General features: G+C 37.3%; 17 protein-coding genes. 4 read left to right on the top strand and 13 right to left on the bottom strand.

Annotated features, from left to right (window positions below; genetic code table 11):
- Positions 1-24 precede the first annotated feature (24 nt).
- Positions 25-1,212, bottom strand: a complete 1,188-nt coding sequence (locus tag MKY46_RS04665; protein ID WP_036125317.1) for a CAP domain-containing protein — start codon at positions 1,210-1,212, stop codon at positions 25-27.
- Positions 1,213-1,359: 147 nt separating this feature from the next.
- Between MKY46_RS04665 and MKY46_RS04660 the strand changes: the two genes are divergently transcribed.
- Both MKY46_RS04660 and ytvI read left to right on the top strand, forming a co-directional pair.
- The gene (locus MKY46_RS04660; RefSeq protein WP_051891699.1) at positions 1,360-1,761 is read left to right on the top strand and encodes a YugN family protein; all 402 of its coding nucleotides are present in this window, start codon (positions 1,360-1,362) and stop codon (positions 1,759-1,761) included.
- 147 nt (positions 1,762-1,908) lie between these two features.
- Positions 1,909-2,967, top strand: a complete 1,059-nt coding sequence (gene ytvI, locus MKY46_RS04655; RefSeq protein ID WP_080717108.1) for a sporulation integral membrane protein YtvI — start codon at positions 1,909-1,911, stop codon at positions 2,965-2,967.
- Between the two features lie 18 nt (positions 2,968-2,985).
- Here the strand turns inward: ytvI and MKY46_RS04650 are convergent, their stop codons facing one another.
- The 7 genes from MKY46_RS04650 to cyoE form a co-directional block, all read right to left on the bottom strand.
- Positions 2,986-3,447 (bottom strand): DUF420 domain-containing protein, encoded by a 462-nt coding sequence (locus MKY46_RS04650; protein ID WP_036125319.1) that lies wholly within the window; start codon positions 3,445-3,447, stop codon positions 2,986-2,988.
- A 40-nt stretch (positions 3,448-3,487) separates the two neighbouring features.
- Positions 3,488-4,411, bottom strand: a complete 924-nt coding sequence (gene ctaG / locus MKY46_RS04645; protein ID WP_036125321.1) for a cytochrome c oxidase assembly factor CtaG — start codon at positions 4,409-4,411, stop codon at positions 3,488-3,490.
- 181 nt (positions 4,412-4,592) lie between these two features.
- Positions 4,593-4,937 carry a cytochrome C oxidase subunit IV family protein gene (locus MKY46_RS04640; RefSeq protein WP_036125323.1) on the bottom strand — a complete coding sequence of 115 codons (345 nt, stop codon included), beginning with the start codon at positions 4,935-4,937 and terminating at the stop codon, positions 4,593-4,595.
- Complete coding sequence (locus MKY46_RS04635; RefSeq protein ID WP_036125326.1) at positions 4,937-5,563, bottom strand: cytochrome c oxidase subunit 3; 627 nt, start codon at positions 5,561-5,563, stop codon at positions 4,937-4,939. Before MKY46_RS04635 ends, MKY46_RS04640 begins: the two co-directional genes overlap by 1 nt.
- Positions 5,563-7,446: a cytochrome c oxidase subunit I gene (gene ctaD, locus MKY46_RS04630; RefSeq protein ID WP_036125328.1), complete on the bottom strand. Its 1,884-nt coding sequence runs from the start codon at positions 7,444-7,446 to the stop codon at positions 5,563-5,565. Before ctaD ends, MKY46_RS04635 begins: the two co-directional genes overlap by 1 nt.
- 40 nt (positions 7,447-7,486) lie before the next feature.
- Positions 7,487-8,575: a cytochrome c oxidase subunit II gene (gene coxB / locus MKY46_RS04625; protein ID WP_036125330.1), complete on the bottom strand. Its 1,089-nt coding sequence runs from the start codon at positions 8,573-8,575 to the stop codon at positions 7,487-7,489.
- A gap of 99 nt (positions 8,576-8,674) precedes the next feature.
- On the bottom strand, positions 8,675-9,592 hold the full coding sequence (gene cyoE, locus MKY46_RS04620; protein ID WP_036125331.1) for a heme o synthase: 918 nt from the start codon (positions 9,590-9,592) through the stop codon (positions 8,675-8,677).
- Positions 9,593-9,928: 336 nt separating this feature from the next.
- On the opposite strand from cyoE, the gene MKY46_RS04615 reads away from it, so the two are divergent.
- A complete protein-coding gene (locus tag MKY46_RS04615; protein WP_036125337.1) occupies positions 9,929-10,852 on the top strand; it encodes a COX15/CtaA family protein in 924 nt (307 codons plus the stop codon).
- 54 nt (positions 10,853-10,906) lie between these two features.
- On the opposite strand, the gene MKY46_RS04610 is transcribed toward MKY46_RS04615, so the two are convergent.
- From MKY46_RS04610 to MKY46_RS04590, 5 genes are all read right to left on the bottom strand, one after another.
- Complete coding sequence (locus MKY46_RS04610; RefSeq protein ID WP_036125343.1) at positions 10,907-11,095, bottom strand: hypothetical protein; 189 nt, start codon at positions 11,093-11,095, stop codon at positions 10,907-10,909.
- Complete coding sequence (locus MKY46_RS04605; protein WP_036125348.1) at positions 11,088-11,708, bottom strand: TetR/AcrR family transcriptional regulator; 621 nt, start codon at positions 11,706-11,708, stop codon at positions 11,088-11,090. Before MKY46_RS04605 ends, MKY46_RS04610 begins: the two co-directional genes overlap by 8 nt.
- Positions 11,709-11,839: 131 nt before the next feature.
- Positions 11,840-15,274: a pyruvate carboxylase gene (pyc, locus tag MKY46_RS04600; protein WP_340833805.1), complete on the bottom strand. Its 3,435-nt coding sequence runs from the start codon at positions 15,272-15,274 to the stop codon at positions 11,840-11,842.
- 12 nt (positions 15,275-15,286) lie between these two features.
- Positions 15,287-16,468, bottom strand: a complete 1,182-nt coding sequence (locus MKY46_RS04595) for an FtsW/RodA/SpoVE family cell cycle protein (protein WP_036125352.1) — start codon at positions 16,466-16,468, stop codon at positions 15,287-15,289.
- Positions 16,469-16,528: 60 nt separating this feature from the next.
- Positions 16,529-16,810 (bottom strand): YlaN family protein, encoded by a 282-nt coding sequence (locus MKY46_RS04590; protein ID WP_036125355.1) that lies wholly within the window; start codon positions 16,808-16,810, stop codon positions 16,529-16,531.
- Between the two features lie 182 nt (positions 16,811-16,992).
- Between MKY46_RS04590 and MKY46_RS04585 the strand changes: the two genes are divergently transcribed.
- Positions 16,993-17,493, top strand: coding sequence for a hypothetical protein (locus tag MKY46_RS04585; protein ID WP_036125357.1), 501 nt, complete (start codon positions 16,993-16,995; stop codon positions 17,491-17,493).

Genomic DNA, 17,493 nt, shown 5'->3' with positions numbered 1-17,493 from the left:
TGTCTTCAAACTGATATTCTGTTGTTAGGATGAGGAGGATTGCTCTGTATTCTCTACAGGGTCCTCACTATCTGGTTCTTTATTTCTCTGTTCTTCGTTATCCTGTTCTTCAATATCTTGTTTTTTTCTATCTTGCTCTTCACTATCCATCGTCTGTGCAGTAGGCTCTATATAGATTTGCGTATAATAATCTACGAAAGCACCGGAACCAACGCGTGTATATCGATCATCCAATAACACCTTCCTATGTTCAGGCGAATTTGTCCAACCATGCATAGCTTCTATCGCATCAAAATAAGCAGTGGCAAGATTTTCATTCGCTGCACTATAGTCGATGTCATGTGCTTGTAATCTCTTTTTTAAATCTCCATTAGTTGGAGACTCATGTGATAAGAAATTTTGCACCTTCATATCTTCACTATGCATTTTTGCAGCTTCTTCTAATGATTCATCCATTGCTAAAGGTGGTAATTCATGATGTACCCTCGTAACATTTAAGAGATCATCAAGCTGTTTGGCGCTAGCTACATCGATTTCTTGCTGCAAAAATGAAGACGGTGGCGTACGTCTCACTAGTTCACCTTGATAACTCATTTCATATGGTTGATGAAGGACAAGTGTTTCACTGTCTGTATAACGTATTCCCTGTAGCTCACTTGTCTCCCTATCTATATAAAGCTGTGCATAAAGGCCATCAAATTTGACAAGCAACCTTGTTTGCATATCTTCTTCACTCATCGAGAAAATGAAAATATTTTCTCCCACAGTGGCCGCTACCTCATAATCAATAATCGTCATACGGTATATTTCATCGCGTTTTTGTCCAACTTTAAAAGGAAATGCATCGATTTCTTGTCCAGCTATGTAAACTTGCGTTACAATATTATTTTCAACACCAATCATAAAAAACGTAGCAACATCTTTATTGTAGACCCACCATTGATAGCCAAATGAAGACGGTTCTTTTCTCGTTGGTTCCCCATATTGCTCTAAAACGGTTTGAATGCCTTTTCCTACCAAAGTTGATATGCCTGTTTGAGGTCGTGTCATTGCTCCTACAGCAGACTGTTGCTTTAGTTGTGTTTGAGGGATTATATTAGAATTGGTATTTGGTCCTTCTAACGGCTCATTTTCCTGCGGGGTATTGAAAAACATAAAGCCAATTAATGCAATTGCGCCACAAACCATTAAAATGCGGAATAAAGCTTTCATACAGGACTCCTTTTCATCACCATTATTGTAAGTTATTATATCAATTGTAATTGGGTTGACACAATGTTGTCATTGCAACAATGTCGAATATGCTCTATTATAAAAATGAGCGTATACTTTGTACGAGAACCTAAAGGAGGACTATACATGTATTTTGAAAATACTAACCTTGAAAATTTAACAGCTGATCAAGAACTAATTGTCAGCATTATGAAAAAGCATGGTTTAGAATGTGATGGCGGTTGGGATTACGAACGTATGACATTCGATAAACGTTTCGATACTCGTGAAGGTCGCTATTACCTACGCGTATTCGCATATGCCATTTCTGGTGATGTAGGTGCACACGATGCCATCCTTACGTTAATGAAACCAGCCCTAGGTAAATACTATTACCCACATGGTGTTGAATATGGGGATGATGAAGTTTACCCAGCACATCTTGTAACAAAATGTGAAGAAATCTTAAAAAAGGTTAAATTAGAATTAGATCAATTCTCAATTGAGCCAACAAATAAAAATAACTTCGAACCTGTTAACGCACGCTAATCTTTATTAAACTAAAGTGACAGCAAGTATAGCGTAAGTAGCTTCATTTTATGAAAAGACTGGTGGTCCAGTCTTTTTTTATTTTGAGTAAAAAAATTTTTTCTCCTCATACTACCTATATCTATTACATGGATGTAGGTGAGAAAAATGTTATCTTTTTTTAATCGTCCTTTTTTTCGGCATCCCATAATCGTCATAGCGATTGGGCTTCTGCTTCTCTGGTTCATTTCTATATCGTTACCAATCCTCCTTGCCTACTTAACCGCGTTACTTTTAGAACCGATTATTGTTCGAATGTGCAAACGGTTTCGAAAAAAACGTAAAATAGTTGTTTTCATCTTTTTTTTATTTTTTCTCAGTATCTCTTTATTATTATGTACACTTATACTCTATATAAGCTGGAAACAATTTTCTTCTTTTATCATCGATATTCCTGAGTACCTTAATCAACTATCGGCCTTATGGATTCAAATGCAATCCAAGCTCAGTAACTACACCTATCATTTACCTGTAGAACTCGTTTTACAAATTCAATTCATGATTGAAAATGCTTTAGCCTCTATAGAAAAATTCGCCATATCCTTAACAAATGTGAATGTATTGTCTACTTTACTAACATATATCCCCTCCCTTTTATTTGATGTTTTTGTTTATTGGATTGTCTTGTATATGTTGCTCTTAGATTTGCCAGCCATTAATCGGAAATTATTAATGCCCTTTCCTTTTCACTATCATCAAAAAATCATTTTTATTGGGCAGCGCGTTAAACTAGCCTTATTCGGCTTTTTAAAAGCACAATTGCTTGTTGGTGCTAGTATCTTTGCGATATCCTTCGCAGCATTTTATTATTTAAAAACGCCATTTCCCATACTGTTAGCTTTATCACTCGTTGTATTAGATTTTATCCCTTTTCTCGATTCATTTATCCTTTTAGTCCCATGGGCCATTTATCAAGTATTTGCAGGCGACTATATATATGCTGTCGTTCTAACGTTACTAAATGTGGGGCAATTTCTAGTCCGCAGAATGATTGAACCAAAAATTATTGGTGATAAAATTGGCCTTTCCTCCTTAAATACCTTCATTGCCATGTTTATCGGCTTTAAAATATTTGGTTTTCTTGGGATATTAATAGGCCCTTTACTTGTTGTAGTGATACTTTCTATATTTCAACCAACTACAAAAAATCTCCCACCTTTACAATAATAAAGAGGGAGATTTTTTTTAAAACCCTAAAATGGCTTTAATAACGGATGTTGTTTCACCTGGTTCAAATAAAATATATAGCAATAAATAAACAAGTACACCAGTGATGGCAACAAAGAACCAAATAATACTTGTGATTGGTCCAATACGTCTGTGTAACTTAATATTTGTTTTCAAACCCGAAATAATGCTAACGATACCAAACACGGCTCCAGATGTCGCCAAAATAATATGGAAAATCAAAAAGAACGTATAATATGGTTTTAAATGTTCTCCACCGCCAAAAGCCGTATTTCCAATAAAGATTGTACGGGATGCATAGATAATAAAGAATATAAGTGCCGCAACACCTGCAGCAAGCATTACTTTCTTATGCCCCTCTACATTTCTTTTTATAATTAAGCCCCATCCTATCGCTACTAGTACAGCACTAATGACGATAAACGATGTACTAATAGTAGGCAAAATTTGCAATTCCATTGTCAAAACCCCTTATACAAAGTAAATTTCTATATTACAATTAATGTTGCTGTTGACTTTCCCATTTTTTTTGGTGTGCAGCTAATGCATCAGCCGTAATTTTATCTGGATCTTTTTGTTCAGAACGATACCATCTCGTAAAGATTGTCCCAATTAATACACCAAAAATAAGCTCTTGTAAGATTTTCATTAATACGCCACCTAATTGCTGGTCTGCAACAGGTTTCATGTCTGTAAACAGCTCTGGTCCTGATAATGATAAGCCTGATAATGTAGAGGCTGGTACACACAGCTCCATTGCTTTTAACCAGGCATCACCATTTGTATATGTCTCATACATTGCATTAGGAGCAAAAATGATTAATCCACAAGCAGGTGTAATTAACACAGCATTTGCAATAATATAGGCTAATTTATGCAAAGGCTTCATTTTAGCACTATTAGGCATATTTTGAATTAAAGGCCAGTACATAAAAATAGCTGAAAGAAATAATACAAATGTATAGGTACCATGTAATGTTTCATTTAATTTAATGTAATCTAATACTGAAGGCAAATGATAGAAGGAAAATAGACCAATAAACACAAAGACTGCAACAACTGGTAATGTCAGTACTTTAAACAACGTTCTAACAACCGGTGCTTCAATCGCAACTTTCCAAACCCACCAAGGGATTCCTTTAATTAAGAAAATCGGAACAAGCAATAATAAGATCGCCATTTGAACCATATGCATGGTAAACATAATGTGAGCCATTAAATCAACTGGAGAACCTTTAATGATATAAATAGTAATCATGGCTAACACGAAATAAATGGCTTCTCCCTTTTTCAAAGGTTCACTTACTTTAAAATCATTACGCCACTTTACTGTGACTAAAAAATAGATAATCGTTATAAAAACAAGAACTCCTATTAAATAGGGACTCCACAATGCTTGGAAACCAAATATACTAAGTGGCATATAGAACGCACTCCTTTAAACTTCAGTACTCCTATTATAAAACGCTTACAGCTATACTGCAATGAACGAAAGGTGAACAAATGTTAAGTTTAACAGTGTTTGTCTCTTTTTGAAACCTTCACAACTTTAAAACATAAGAAAAAGCACGTTCGTACAAATAACGAACGTGCTCTTTTGGTGATTACCACCAAATGATTGTTAAAAATGCTAAGAAGAATGTAAATGCGATTAACATCCCCATCCACATGAAGAAGCCAATAACACCACCAAAGTGTGTTTTTTTGTCCTCTAAGTGCATGAAAGAATAAAGCTGAAGTACAACTTGAACACCAGCCAATAATAATACGAATGGCATGATTAAGTATTTAGAAAAATCAGCTGCAACTACTGCGAATGCGATAAACGTAAAGAAAATCATGATCGCAAAGTTGATTACTTGTTTACGCATATGAACGGCATTATGATGACGATCATACTCATACTGTGCCTGTGACTTAGCAACTATAGGTGTATCGTGTGAAGACATTATCCGATCACTCCCATCAAGTAAACTACTGTAAAGATAAATACCCAAACAACGTCAATAAAGTGCCAATATAAAGCAGCTACGAAAAATTTAGGTGCATTGTACAAGTTTAAACCACGTTTCGCATTACGGATCATTAAAGTTGCAATCCATACAAGTCCTAAAGTTACGTGGAAACCGTGTGTACCAACTAAAGAATAGAACGCAGTTGCGAATGCAGATTGGTTAAATGTAAAACCAAGGTGCACATAGTGTTGGAATTCATAGATTTCAAGTGCTAAGAATCCAAGACCTAAAGCTAAAGTAATGGCTAACCAAGTTTGCATCCCTTTAAAGTTAAAGTTACGCATATGGTAAATTGCATAAACAGAAGTTAGTGATGATGTTAATAATAACATCGTCATAGCAAATGCTAATGGTAATTCAAATAAACCTTGAGTTGTGAACTCCATGCCAGCTGGCCCTTTGTTCTTAAGCGCTAAATAAGTAGCGAATAAACTTGCGAAAAGTACAACTTCACAGGCAAGGAAAATCCAGAAACCAACGACTTTATTTTTACCTTCCATCGTAGCTTGTTCAGGATGATCTGGCCAAGTATGAGGAGTAAATTTAGTATTGAAATCCATTATTTATTTCCTCCTTTGCCGTAAAGATGTTCTTCAATTTCAAGAATTTCTTCTTTGTGTAAGTGGAAACCATGATCGTCTTTAACTGAACGAACAATCATCGCCCCAAATGTAATAGCTAAACCAATGATTAATACATAGATAGACCATGGTTTATCTGCATCTGGATTGTAAAGTGCACCGAATGCTGCAATAAACATACCTAATGAAATAACGAATGGAATCGCTGAGTTATTTGGCATATGAATATCACCGATTGGCTCAGCAAATGTCACTTCTTTATTACCTTCTTGTTTTTCAATCCACCATGGATCTAAACCACGTACAAGTGGCGTTTGACGGAAGTTGTAGAATGGAATTGGTTGTGGAATAGACCATTCTAAAGTACGTCCATCGCCCCATGGGTCGCGACCTGCTGGCTTGCCTTTAATAGACATTAAGCAGTTGATTACCATTAAGATAACCCCTACACCCATCATTAATGCACCGATTGTAGAGATATAGTTGAACTGATCCCAACCTTGACCTTCCATGTAAGTGAATACACGACGTGGCATACCCATTAAACCTAAGAAGTGTTGAACGAAGAACGTTAAATGGAATCCAATAAAGAATACCCAGAAAGTAATTTTACCAAGCGTTTCGTTTAACATACGGTTGAAGAAAATTGGCCAGTAGAAGTGCGCTGAACCAAATAATGCTGTAACGATACCACCAACGATTACGTAGTGGAAGTGAGCAACGATAAAGTAAGAATCGTGTAATTGATAGTCAAGAGGTGCAGATGCTTGCATTACCCCTGTAACACCACCCGCAACGAATGACGGGATGAAACCAAGTGCATAAAGCATTGGTGTTGTAACTTTAATAGATCCGCCCCAAATAGTTAAGATCCAGTTGAATACTTTCATACCTGTTGGAACCGCGATTGCCATTGTTGCAACAGCGAAGATTGCGTTTGCTGTTGGCCCAAGACCAACTGTAAACATATGGTGAGCCCAAACCATGAACCCTAGGAAACCAATTAAAATTGTTGCGAATACCATTGAAGAGTATCCGAATAAACGTTTACGAGAGAATGCTGGAATAATCTCAGAGAATAAACCGAACGCCGGTAATACTAAGATATAAACCTCTGGGTGTCCGAAGATCCAGAATAAGTGCTCCCAAATTACTGTGTTACCACCCATTGTATGGTCAAAGAAGTTACCACCGAACATACGGTCGAATAACATCATTAATAAACCAATTGTTAATGGAGGGAATGCGAATAAAATTAATGCACTTGATACAAGAGCTGTCCATGTGAATAATGGCATACGCATGAATGTCATACCAGGAGCACGCATTGTAATGATCGTAACGATGAAGTTAAGACCTGAAATTAATGTACCTGCCCCTGAAATTTGTAAACCAAGAACATAGAAGTCAATACCATGTCCTGGAGAATATAAAGATAATGATGCATAAGAAGTCCAGCCCGCATCAGGAGCGCCACCCATAAAGAATGACAGGTGAAGGAATACAGCACCTAGGAAGAATAACCAGAACCCTAAAGAGTTAAGGAACGGGAATGCAACGTCACGCGCACCAATTTGTAATGGTACAAGCATGTTCATAAATGCGAATAGTAATGGAGTAGCAGCTAGGAATAACATTGTTGTTCCGTGCATTGTTAATAATTCATTGAAAAAACCAGCTGACACGAAATCGTTATTTGGTTTCATTAACTGAATACGCATTAATAACGCTTCAAAACCAGCGATAGCGAAGAACAATGTGCCGGCTAATAAATACATGACTGCTAACTTTTTATGGTCAACAGTAGTAATGTAATCCCAGACAGTTGCTCCAAAGCCCTTTTTCTGTGTGTATGAGCTCACAACTTTTACCTCCCTCAAAATTTGTTACATAGAACGAAATTTATTTTTCAACTGATAAGCTCATGATATAAGTTGCAAGAGCTTCAATTTCTTCATCAGATAAATCACCGTAAATAGGCGCAGTGCCTTCAGCGTTCATCATTAAGTTACCTGGTTTAAATTCCTCTGGGTTTTTAATCCAAGCTTTTAAGTTTTCTTCATTGTGTTCTAAGAAACCAGCAACACGGTTACGGTCACCAAACGTAGTTAAGTTTGGACCTGGTGTACCGCCTGCTCCTGAACCTGAGATAGCGTGACAGCCTAAGCAGCTGTTAGCAAAAGTTGCTTCACCAAGATCTGTTGAAGCTTTGTCAGCAATTTGTCCTTCTGTTGCTTTCATTGCATCAACCCATGCGTCAAATGCATCTGGGCTTAATGCTTTTACTTTAAAGTCCATTAATGCATGTGAAGGTCCACATAATTCAGCACATTTTCCATAAAATACGCCATCTTTAAGATCTTTAGATTCTTTATCAAATACTAAGTAGAATTTGTTTAAGTTTTCTACGTTTGTATCCATTTTACCGCCTACAGCAGGAATCCAGAATGAGTGCTTAACATCGGCAGCTTTTAAATTAAAGTAAACCTTTTCACCTGTTGGTACTACTAGCTCTTGAGCCGTTACGATACCTTGGTTAGGGTATTCGAATTCCCACCAGTATAATTTTGCTGTTACATTGATCGTTAGGGCAGTTTTATTCCCTTCTTCATCTACCTCATCCATTGCAGCAACATCTGCAAATTTATAAGTAGTTGTAACAACTGGTACAGCGATAATTAATAATAAAATAATCGGTATAACTGTCCAAATCACTTCTAATGTGTGACTACCCTCTACTTGCTTAGGGATAACATTTTCACCAACGCGTGAACGACGGTATTTTAGGAATGCAAGTAAATAAATAACGGATACGATTACTACTACTAGCGTCATAATTATAGTAGTTAACAGTAATAAATTTAATTGTTGTTTACCTACTTCTCCAGATGGTTTTAGTGTAGAAAGATAATCTTCACCACAACCTGAAAGGAAAACCATCATCACTGCTAGAAGTGAAAAAAGACGCCATTTTTTAAGCCCTTTCATCATGCTTAATTAAACCCCTCTTTCTTTGTTGTATTTTCATGTGTTCCTAGGACATTAGTTCTGTCTATATGAATTCTTAAAAAAAAGAAAGAATTCCTAACTTTAGCTAAACAGCGCAAATATTATGATGGCTACAAATAGTATGGTCATATGATTCAACGAATAAATAAACATTTTATTTGCCCACTTCATATCATCTTTTGTTGTAAAGCCTTTCAGAGCTAGTATTAACCAACCCAAATTCAATGCAGTGGCAAGAGTTAAAAAGCCAATTCCAAGCTCTGGTAAAAGGAAAGGTAACGGTAATAATAAAAGAATCCAGAATAACATTGAGTACTTTGTACGTTTAAATCCCTTTACTACAGGTAGCATTGGTATTTTAGCTGCACGATATTCCTCCGTACGTTTCATAGCAAGCGCATAGAAATGTGGTGGCTGCCATGCAAACATAATAAGAAATAAGGCAAGTGCTCCTAGACCTAAAGCAGGTTCAACCGCTGCAAATCCAATAACCGGAGGTATAGCCCCTGAAATACTTCCTACAACCGTGTTACTAACATGCTTCCTCTTTGACCACATTGAATACAGAACGACATAAGCAAATATTCCTGCTAGTCCCCACATGCCGGCTGCAAACGATGCCGCAAATAACAAAATTTCACCTACAATTAAAAATGAGAGGGCAATGGTCAATACAAAATTCGGCTTGAATCTGCCAGTCACTGTCGGTCTTGCTTTTGTTCTTTTCATGATAGGATCAATATCCTGATCAATGAAGTTATTCATTGCACCTGAGCCACCAATGATTAATGCCGCACCCAGCATGGTGTAGAATATAACATCAAGCTCTTGCAAGAAATGTCTACTAGTAAACTGAAAAGCCAGCCACATCCCTGTAAACGTTGTGACAAGATTCGAGTTAACGATGCCAATTTTTATTAGTGCTAAGAAATCTTTTACAACAGATGTTGTTTCTGGGCCAGTATTTCTAGTAGCCGCCAGTGTACGACCGTTTGACATAATACCTCTCCTTTCATTTTTGTAAGCATATTCCGCTAACAATAACTATAGCGAAATTTGCGATTGATTTCTAGACATTAAGTGAAATTTAGATGAAGTTGTAAAAATTAGTTTTGTCTAGAAATATAAATAAAAACAACATATCTATAGTAAAACATTTTCTAAAATGAATTGTGAAGGTTAAAGCACGAAATTATGAACAATTTGTGAAATGGGTTCGACATCTATTACTCCCTTCTCTTTACAAGTTGTTTTTTATACGTATTTTCGATATTATCTAGTAGCAGAAACATTACGCTCTTGTAATGTTGATAGATAAAGTAGGTGACTCATTTTATGCAACACAACAGGTATTTAAAGTGGTTTGCTGTTGCCGCTACAGTAGGGATGCTCCTTATATTACTAGGTGGAGCTCTCGTTACCAAAACAGATAGTGGCTTAGGCTGTGGTCGAAACTGGCCTGATTGTAATGGATCTCTTATTCCAAAGGAGATTACACCAGAAGTCCTGATTGAATTTTCACATCGTCTTGTAACTGGAGTCGTATCTATTTCAATTCTTGTGTTAACCATTTGGACATGGCGTAAACTCGGACATATTCGTGAAGTAAAGCTATTAGGTTTCTTAGCGATGTTTTTCTTAATCGCACAAGCTCTTATTGGAGCAGCTCAAGTATTATGGGGACAAGGTGATTTCATCCTTGCACTTCATTTTGGGATTTCTCTTATTTCCTTTGCTGCGGTTCTTCTTCTTTCTATGATTGTATTTGAGGTCGATCGAAAATTTGATGCCGATAACGTATTTATTGGTAAAAAGTTACGTTGGCATACAATTGCTGTCACAATTTATTCTTATTTAGTTGTTTATACAGGGGCGTTAGTTCGTCATACAGATTCGAGCTTAATTTGTCCTGACTGGCCATTTTGCTATAATGAAACACCTTTCGCACTACCGAATAACATGTACGAGTGGGTGCAAATGGGACATCGACTAGCTGTTCTTATTATTTTCATTTGGATTGCATACATAACTTGGCACGCTGTGAAAGAATATAAAAATCAACGTGTTATTTACTATGGATGGGTTATTGCCTTTACTATAGTAGTTTTACAAGTGATTGCTGGTATGTTAGTAGTCCTCACTAGACTGAATTTAACAGTCGCTTTACTGCATTCATTATTCATTTCCCTTTTATTCGGTCTATTATGCTACATGATCATGTTAGTTGCTCGTAGTAATTATAATGAAAAAAAGAAATAGGCTATCAAAAAAGATTCGCCACCTATTATGTGACGAATCTTTTTTCTATGATTCTTATTTTTGTTTCTTCAAGGTCTCCGTTCCTATAATTCCTACAATTAAAATAATCATAGATACTAGCGCATAGTCTTTAAAAAATGTTGTAAAAGGAATATCGAAATATCGACAAATAACCGTTACAAGACGACCTCCTAATAGAATTAAACCAATGACAAACATCCAATTAAATAGTGCTTTAAGCATTTTTATGTCCCTCTACTTTCATTGCTGTCCACATAATCTTAATTACTTCTTGACTATATTCCTCTGCCTCAACCGAAATCGGTCCCCCTATTAGCATATATTCACCAATAGCACCTTGAATCACTTTTGCCATCACCTGGACAGAGTCAACAGTAAATGTCCCCTGTTCTTTACCATCCTCTAATATTTTACATAAAGCCTTCAATAAAGGATCTTCACCATCATCCGAAATTTTATAATAAGGAACATCCTCAGCTGTACGAGCATTGAATATAATTTCTAATAATGCCGCATTCTCCTTCGGATGTGTCGCTTGATAAGCAATACTTGCCTCTATGAAATTTGCCAATTGTGTAGCTGGATCATCGGCAGCATATGTTTTTGTCAAAATAAATGTTGCGGATTGTTCAAGTAACGCTTGCAGGCTTTGGTCGATCAAATCTTGACGATCTGCAAAATGGTATGAAATTAATGCTGTACTGATAGTAGCCCGTTTAGCAATTTGTGCTAAACTTGCCTTGATATAACCAATATCATCTAGCGTCGTTATAGTTGCTGCAATAATTTGTTGCTTTCTAGCTTCCTGAATAAACGTGTTTTTATGGCTATCCATAGATCCTCCTTCTGATTAATTAATTATTTTTTTGATTACTTAATCAAATTTTAAAGGATTTAATATTTAAATACAATGAAAAAGGTTATGTAGATGCTCAAATAGCATCTCATAACCTTTTTCATGATTATTTATTCAATTTCAATCAATAAATCCCCTGTTGAAATGGCATCCCCTGCACTTGCATAAACCTCTTTCACAACGCCGTCTTTCGGTGCTTGAACGGTTGTTTCCATTTTCATTGCTTCTGTGATTAATAGGTGGTCACCGCGTTTAACTGGACTACCTTTGGAAACAACGACTTTTAACACAGTACCTGGCATTGTAGCACCAATTTGATTTGGATTGCTTGGATCTGCTTTTAAAGCTAGATTACCATCTATCTCTACGGTCATATCTTGAATAACCAATTCACGAGATTGTCCGTTTAACTCGAAGTACAGAACACGCGTCCCATTGTGCTGAGGTTCACCAATGGAAACAAGTTTAATAATTAACGTTTTTCCTTTTTCGATTTCGACTTCAATAATTTCCCCTAGCTTTAAGCCATATAGGAATGTAGGTGTGTCTAGAACCGAAATATTGCCGAAGGATTCTTCCGTTTTCGCATACTCTTCAAAGACTTTTGGATAGAGTGCATAGGCTAATACATCCTTTTTCGTAACAGGACGATTTAACTTATCCTCCAGTACAGTCTCTAATTGTTCAAACTGAATAGGCTCTAATAACTCTCCTGGACGAACTGTAATTGCTTGGCGGTCTTTGAGCACAACCTGCTGTAGTGCCTCTGGGAATCCGCCATGTGGCTGTCCAAGATAGCCTTGGAAGAATTCAATAACAGAATCTGGGAAATCAATCGTTTGCCCTCGAGTTAGCACTGTGTTTTCATCTAAATCATTTTGCACCATGAAAAGTGCCATGTCGCCTACCACTTTGGAAGATGGTGTTACTTTAACAATATCACCAAATAGTAGATTTACACGGGAATACATATGTTTTACTTCTTCCCAACGATCGCCAAGACCCACTGCTTTTGCTTGCTGCTGTAAGTTACTATATTGTCCACCAGGCATCTCATGCACATAAATTTCAGAATGTGGGCTGATCATACCACTTTCAAAATCTTTATAGTATTTACGTACATCTTCCCAGTAGTACGATAATTTCTCTAAAGCATCTATATCCGCACGTACCTCGCGTTTACCGCCCTTCATCGCATAGTACAAAGAGTTTGCACTTGGCTGAGATGTTAAGCCAGCCATAGAGCCAAGAGCTGTATCAATGATATCTACTCCTGCTTCAATGGCTTTCGCATATAAATAAATCCCGTTACCACTTGTGTCATGTGTATGCAAGTGGATTGGCAGACTTGTCGTCTCTTTTAACTCGGAAATTAAACGATAAGCTGCTTCTGGCTTCAATAAACCAGCCATATCTTTAATCGCTAAAATATGGGCACCTGCTGCTTCAAGCTCTTTCGCCATATCTTTATAATATTGCACCGAATATTTGGCACGACTGTCGTCCAGAATATCTCCTGTGTAGCAAACCGCCGCTTCCGCAATTTTTCCAGATTGACGCGCTGCATCAATAGCTACTTCCATGCCTTTAATCCAGTTCAAGCTATCAAAAATGCGGAAGACATCAATGCCTGATGCTGCCGATTCGGCGATAAATTCACGGATTAAATTGTCAGGATAGTTCGTATAACCAACAGCATTGGCTCCACGCAATAACATTTGGAATAACACATTTGGCACTTGCTCACGTAGTTTGGCTAAACGCTCCCACGGGTCTTCTTTCAAGAAACGATAGGCTACATCAAATGTTGCCCCACCCCACATTTCCAGCGAGAATAGTTGATGCATCATACGAGCTGTTGCATCAGCAATTTGATACATATCCTGTGATCGAACACGTGTAGCGAGCAGGGATTGATGAGCATCACGGAATGTTGTATCTGTTAGCAGTACATCATCCTGTGCTAAAATCCATTGTACTAAGCCATCTGCCCCTTGTGTGTCTAAAATTTGCTTTGTACCTGCTGGTGGCACAATAAGTGGATCGATTTTAGGTATGTTCGGTCGCACAAAAATGGGCTTAGATTTTTTCTCTACTCCAGGGAAGCCGTTTAATGTAACATTCCCAATATAGCTTAGCAGCTTAGTTCCTCGGTCCTTTCGAACAGGGAATTCAAATAACTCTGGTGTTGTATCAATAAAGCTTGTATCAAAAGCACCTGATAAAAATTTTTCATGTGTGACGACATTATTTAAAAACGGGATATTTGTTTTGACACCACGAATACGGAATTCTTTTAAATTACGATCCATTTTCGCAGCAGCTTCTTTAAAGTTCATGCCTGATGTTGAGATTTTCACTAGTAAAGAATCATAGTATGGTGTAACGACAGCACCTTGGAATCCATTCCCTGCATCTAAACGCACACCGAAACCGCCACTTGAACGGTAAACCATTAATTTTCCTGTATCCGGCATAAAGTCATTAGCAGGGTCTTCCGTTGTCACACGAGCCTGAATAGCATAGCCAATCATTGGCATATCCTCTTGCTTCGGCATATGAATTTCTTCACTGTGTAGACCATAGCCTGCTGCCACCTTAATTTGGGCATGGACAATATCGACACCTGTAATCATTTCTGTAATCGTATGTTCTACTTGAATGCGAGGGTTCACCTCGATGAAATAAAAATCTTCTCCTGCAACTAAAAATTCCACTGTCCCTGCATTTATGTACGAGACATTCTTCATTAATTTCACCGCAGCATCACAAATACGATTTCTTAACTCTTGTGAAATCGAATGGGATGGCGCAATCTCAACCACTTTTTGATGACGACGTTGAATCGAGCAATCACGTTCATATAAATGCACAATATTGCCCTGCTGATCGCCAATAATTTGTACTTCAATATGTTTTGGTTTGATGATGGCCTTTTCAACATACACCTCATCAGATCCAAAAGCAGCCTTTGCCTCTGATTTTGCCCTTTCATAAGAAGAAGCAAGCTCCTCTGGTGTATGCACAAGACGCATCCCACGCCCACCACCGCCAAGTGCCGCTTTAATCATAACTGGAAAGCCATAATCGTTAGCAAATGCCTCTACCTCTGCTAGATCGGCTACAGGACCATCTGTACCAGGAATAACAGGAATCTCAGCCGCAATAGCTTGCGAACGTGCTTTGACCTTATCCCCAAACATATCTAAATGCTGAGAAGTTGGTCCAATAAAGACAATCCCCTCTTCTTCACAGCGACGTGCAAATTCCACGTTTTCTGATAAAAAACCATACCCTGGATGAATCGCATCAACATCTGCATCTTTTGCGATGGCAATAATACCTTCAATATCTAAATAGGCATCAATTGGTTTCTTGCCAGCTCCCACTAAATAAGCTTCATCAGCTTTAAAGCGATGAAAGGCACCACTATCTTCCCTTGAATAGATGGCAACGGTTTGGATATTCAGCTCCGTACAGGCACGGAAAATACGAATTGCAATTTCTCCTCGATTAGCTACGAGAATTTTGTTGATTGATTCCATAGATATCCCCCTTTATGATTGTGTTTTTTTCCTCTCTACCTTTTCAAACATAGAAACATTGATTAATATTCCCATCGCTAAAGATAGAATGATTATAGATGTACCGCCATAGCTTATAAAAGGTAACGTTACACCGGTTAACGGGATTAACCCGGTTATCCCCCCAAGATTAATAAACGATTGCCAGCCTATCCAACTCGCAATACCAGCTGCAATCATGCGTGCCAACGGATCTTTTGTTCGTAATGCAATGGAAAAACCTTTATATACAATAAATCCTAAACCACCTAAGACAATTAAAACTCCCCATATTCCCAATTCCTCCATTATAATCGCCATTATAAAATCTGTTTGTGGTTCAGGTAAGTACCCTAATTTTTGAATCGATTGACCAAGACCACGTCCTTCTAAGCCACCTCCGCCAATGGCATAATAACTATTCACCACTTGGTGACCACTACCACTCTCATATTCAAACGGATTTAAATAAGATAGAATCCGTCCTTTACGGTTATCAGTCAGTAGTTCCCCCTTGAATAGCAAAAGGATACCAAGGATTGCTGTACCGAAGGCTACTAATACACCAAAGAACTTCCAAAATGTTTTAAAGGGAATGCCACTTGAAGCTACTACAGATACAGCTATTCCACACAGAATAATAACTGCTCCTAAGTCTGTTTCGAAAGCTACCCCAGCAACCACTAAAATCCATAGGAAAATGGGATAAAAAATTTCAGTTGGTTGTAGCTTTTCAAACGTATGTTTTTGCGCTTTTCTATAAAAAGCAGCTGCAAAATATAAAATAATAAATAGTTTCGCATATTCCGAAGGTTGAAAATTCCCTAATCCTGGAATAGCAATCCAACTCTGAGAGCCTACTTGATCTGCCCCGTGACCAAACAATTTTAACCATGTGAATAACACCGCTAGTATGATCGTTAGTAATAACATAATGTTCTTATTCGAATAATGCTTGTAGGGGAAAAAGGCTGCCACTATAAAACCAATAAATGCCACCAATAAATTGGTAACTTGTTTTTGATAAAAAAAATCAGGTGCTTGCTCTTTTTGCGCAATCGCTACCATCATACTTGAACTGTAAATCATTATTAACCCAAATAAACTTAATAATAGGACCGTAAAAAATAAGGGGTAATCAAAATTTTGTGCATATCTTTTTAAGTATTGTCTCATTAGAAAACCTCGTTCTAGTAAAAAAACTCAAAGCGCAAAGAAGCGTTTGAGTTTTTCTTTTTATTTGTCTGTATACGCGTCGTGCAACACAGACAGTTCCTTCTCGAGTGAATCGAGAATTTCTTTGCCTTTATCACGTTCAATCAGTCCAAGCTTCACAGCAAAATCGATTTCACGTGATAGGCCGAACATTTGTGTATCTAATACTTCCTCATATAAAGGGCATTGTGGCATTGTTAAATGATCCATTTGTACTCGAATAAGGCGAGCAATCTTGTCTGCATCAGCAACTAATAGCTCCAAAGCCTTCTCTTGAAAAGAAGTTTGTGATTTCGTATCCATGAGGACGCCCCCATTATCTGATATTTCTTCGATTCTATCTTAATAAAGTTTATCTTCTAGTCGTTAAAAATGCAAGTGTCTTCATTGGAAAATAGAGAATTCGGTTTATATTTCTTTATTATCTCTAGGCATTAGCGTTATACTATGTCATGGATATACAAGATTTAAGGAGGATTTCTATTATGGAAACAATAATTCCTATCACAGGTGCCGTCTCATACCAACTAACATTAGATCCCACTGTATGGATATTCGACGATCGTAAATTAGATTTAAACACTTACTTTACGACACAAAACATTGAGGAAGATTCTGACATCAAATATATGCGTGAGGTTGGTGCTCACTGGTCTCGTGAAATTATGGAGGGGGCCACATTCCCACCTACATTAAAATCAGAGCGTAAATTTGACCGTAAAGGAATGGAAACAGGTACTTTTGGTATCCAATTAAGTCATTTCTTGAAGAATGCTGAAATTAAACCTGAAGCGACAAAAATTGTTTTAGAATGCAAAGATGGACAAGAATTCCCATTCACAATTGAAGAAGCTTCAACACTAATATTAAAATATAGCCAAGACGGCAAGCCTCTTTTAGAAGATGGCCCAATCCATGTATTATTAAAAGATGGTTCAAATATTGACAATCCTATTAAAAACATATCAGCCATTCGCGCTGAATAG

Source organism: Lysinibacillus sp. FSL M8-0355 (genome assembly GCF_038008985.1).
Classification (GTDB): domain Bacteria; phylum Bacillota; class Bacilli; order Bacillales_A; family Planococcaceae; genus Lysinibacillus; species Lysinibacillus fusiformis_D.
The sequence above is the reverse complement of the archived record's forward strand: the minus strand, read 5'-3'. Positions and strand labels throughout refer to the sequence as shown.

Excerpts from the sequence above, each read along its gene's own strand:
- MKY46_RS04605 (WP_036125348.1), bottom strand. The coding sequence starts at position 11,708 with ATGGATAGCCATAAAAACACGTTTATTCAGGAAGCTAGAAAGCAACAA.
- MKY46_RS04585 (WP_036125357.1), top strand. The coding sequence starts at position 16,993 with ATGGAAACAATAATTCCTATCACAGGTGCCGTCTCATACCAACTAACA.
- MKY46_RS04590 (WP_036125355.1), bottom strand. The coding sequence starts at position 16,810 with ATGGATACGAAATCACAAACTTCTTTTCAAGAGAAGGCTTTGGAGCTA.
- ctaG (WP_036125321.1), bottom strand. The coding sequence starts at position 4,411 with ATGCCACTTAGTATATTTGGTTTCCAAGCATTGTGGAGTCCCTATTTA.
- MKY46_RS04615 (WP_036125337.1), top strand. The coding sequence starts at position 9,929 with ATGCAACACAACAGGTATTTAAAGTGGTTTGCTGTTGCCGCTACAGTA.
- ytvI (WP_080717108.1), top strand. The coding sequence starts at position 1,909 with ATGTTATCTTTTTTTAATCGTCCTTTTTTTCGGCATCCCATAATCGTC.
- coxB (WP_036125330.1), bottom strand. The coding sequence starts at position 8,575 with ATGATGAAAGGGCTTAAAAAATGGCGTCTTTTTTCACTTCTAGCAGTG.
- cyoE (WP_036125331.1), bottom strand. The coding sequence starts at position 9,592 with ATGTCAAACGGTCGTACACTGGCGGCTACTAGAAATACTGGCCCAGAA.
- MKY46_RS04595 (WP_036125352.1), bottom strand. The coding sequence starts at position 16,468 with ATGAGACAATACTTAAAAAGATATGCACAAAATTTTGATTACCCCTTA.
- MKY46_RS04650 (WP_036125319.1), bottom strand. The coding sequence starts at position 3,447 with ATGGAATTGCAAATTTTGCCTACTATTAGTACATCGTTTATCGTCATT.
- MKY46_RS04665 (WP_036125317.1), bottom strand. The coding sequence starts at position 1,212 with ATGAAAGCTTTATTCCGCATTTTAATGGTTTGTGGCGCAATTGCATTA.
- MKY46_RS04635 (WP_036125326.1), bottom strand. The coding sequence starts at position 5,563 with ATGGATTTCAATACTAAATTTACTCCTCATACTTGGCCAGATCATCCT.
- MKY46_RS04610 (WP_036125343.1), bottom strand. The coding sequence starts at position 11,095 with ATGCTTAAAGCACTATTTAATTGGATGTTTGTCATTGGTTTAATTCTA.
- MKY46_RS04640 (WP_036125323.1), bottom strand. The coding sequence starts at position 4,937 with ATGTCTTCACACGATACACCTATAGTTGCTAAGTCACAGGCACAGTAT.
- MKY46_RS04660 (WP_051891699.1), top strand. The coding sequence starts at position 1,360 with ATGTATTTTGAAAATACTAACCTTGAAAATTTAACAGCTGATCAAGAA.
- pyc (WP_340833805.1), bottom strand. The coding sequence starts at position 15,274 with ATGGAATCAATCAACAAAATTCTCGTAGCTAATCGAGGAGAAATTGCA.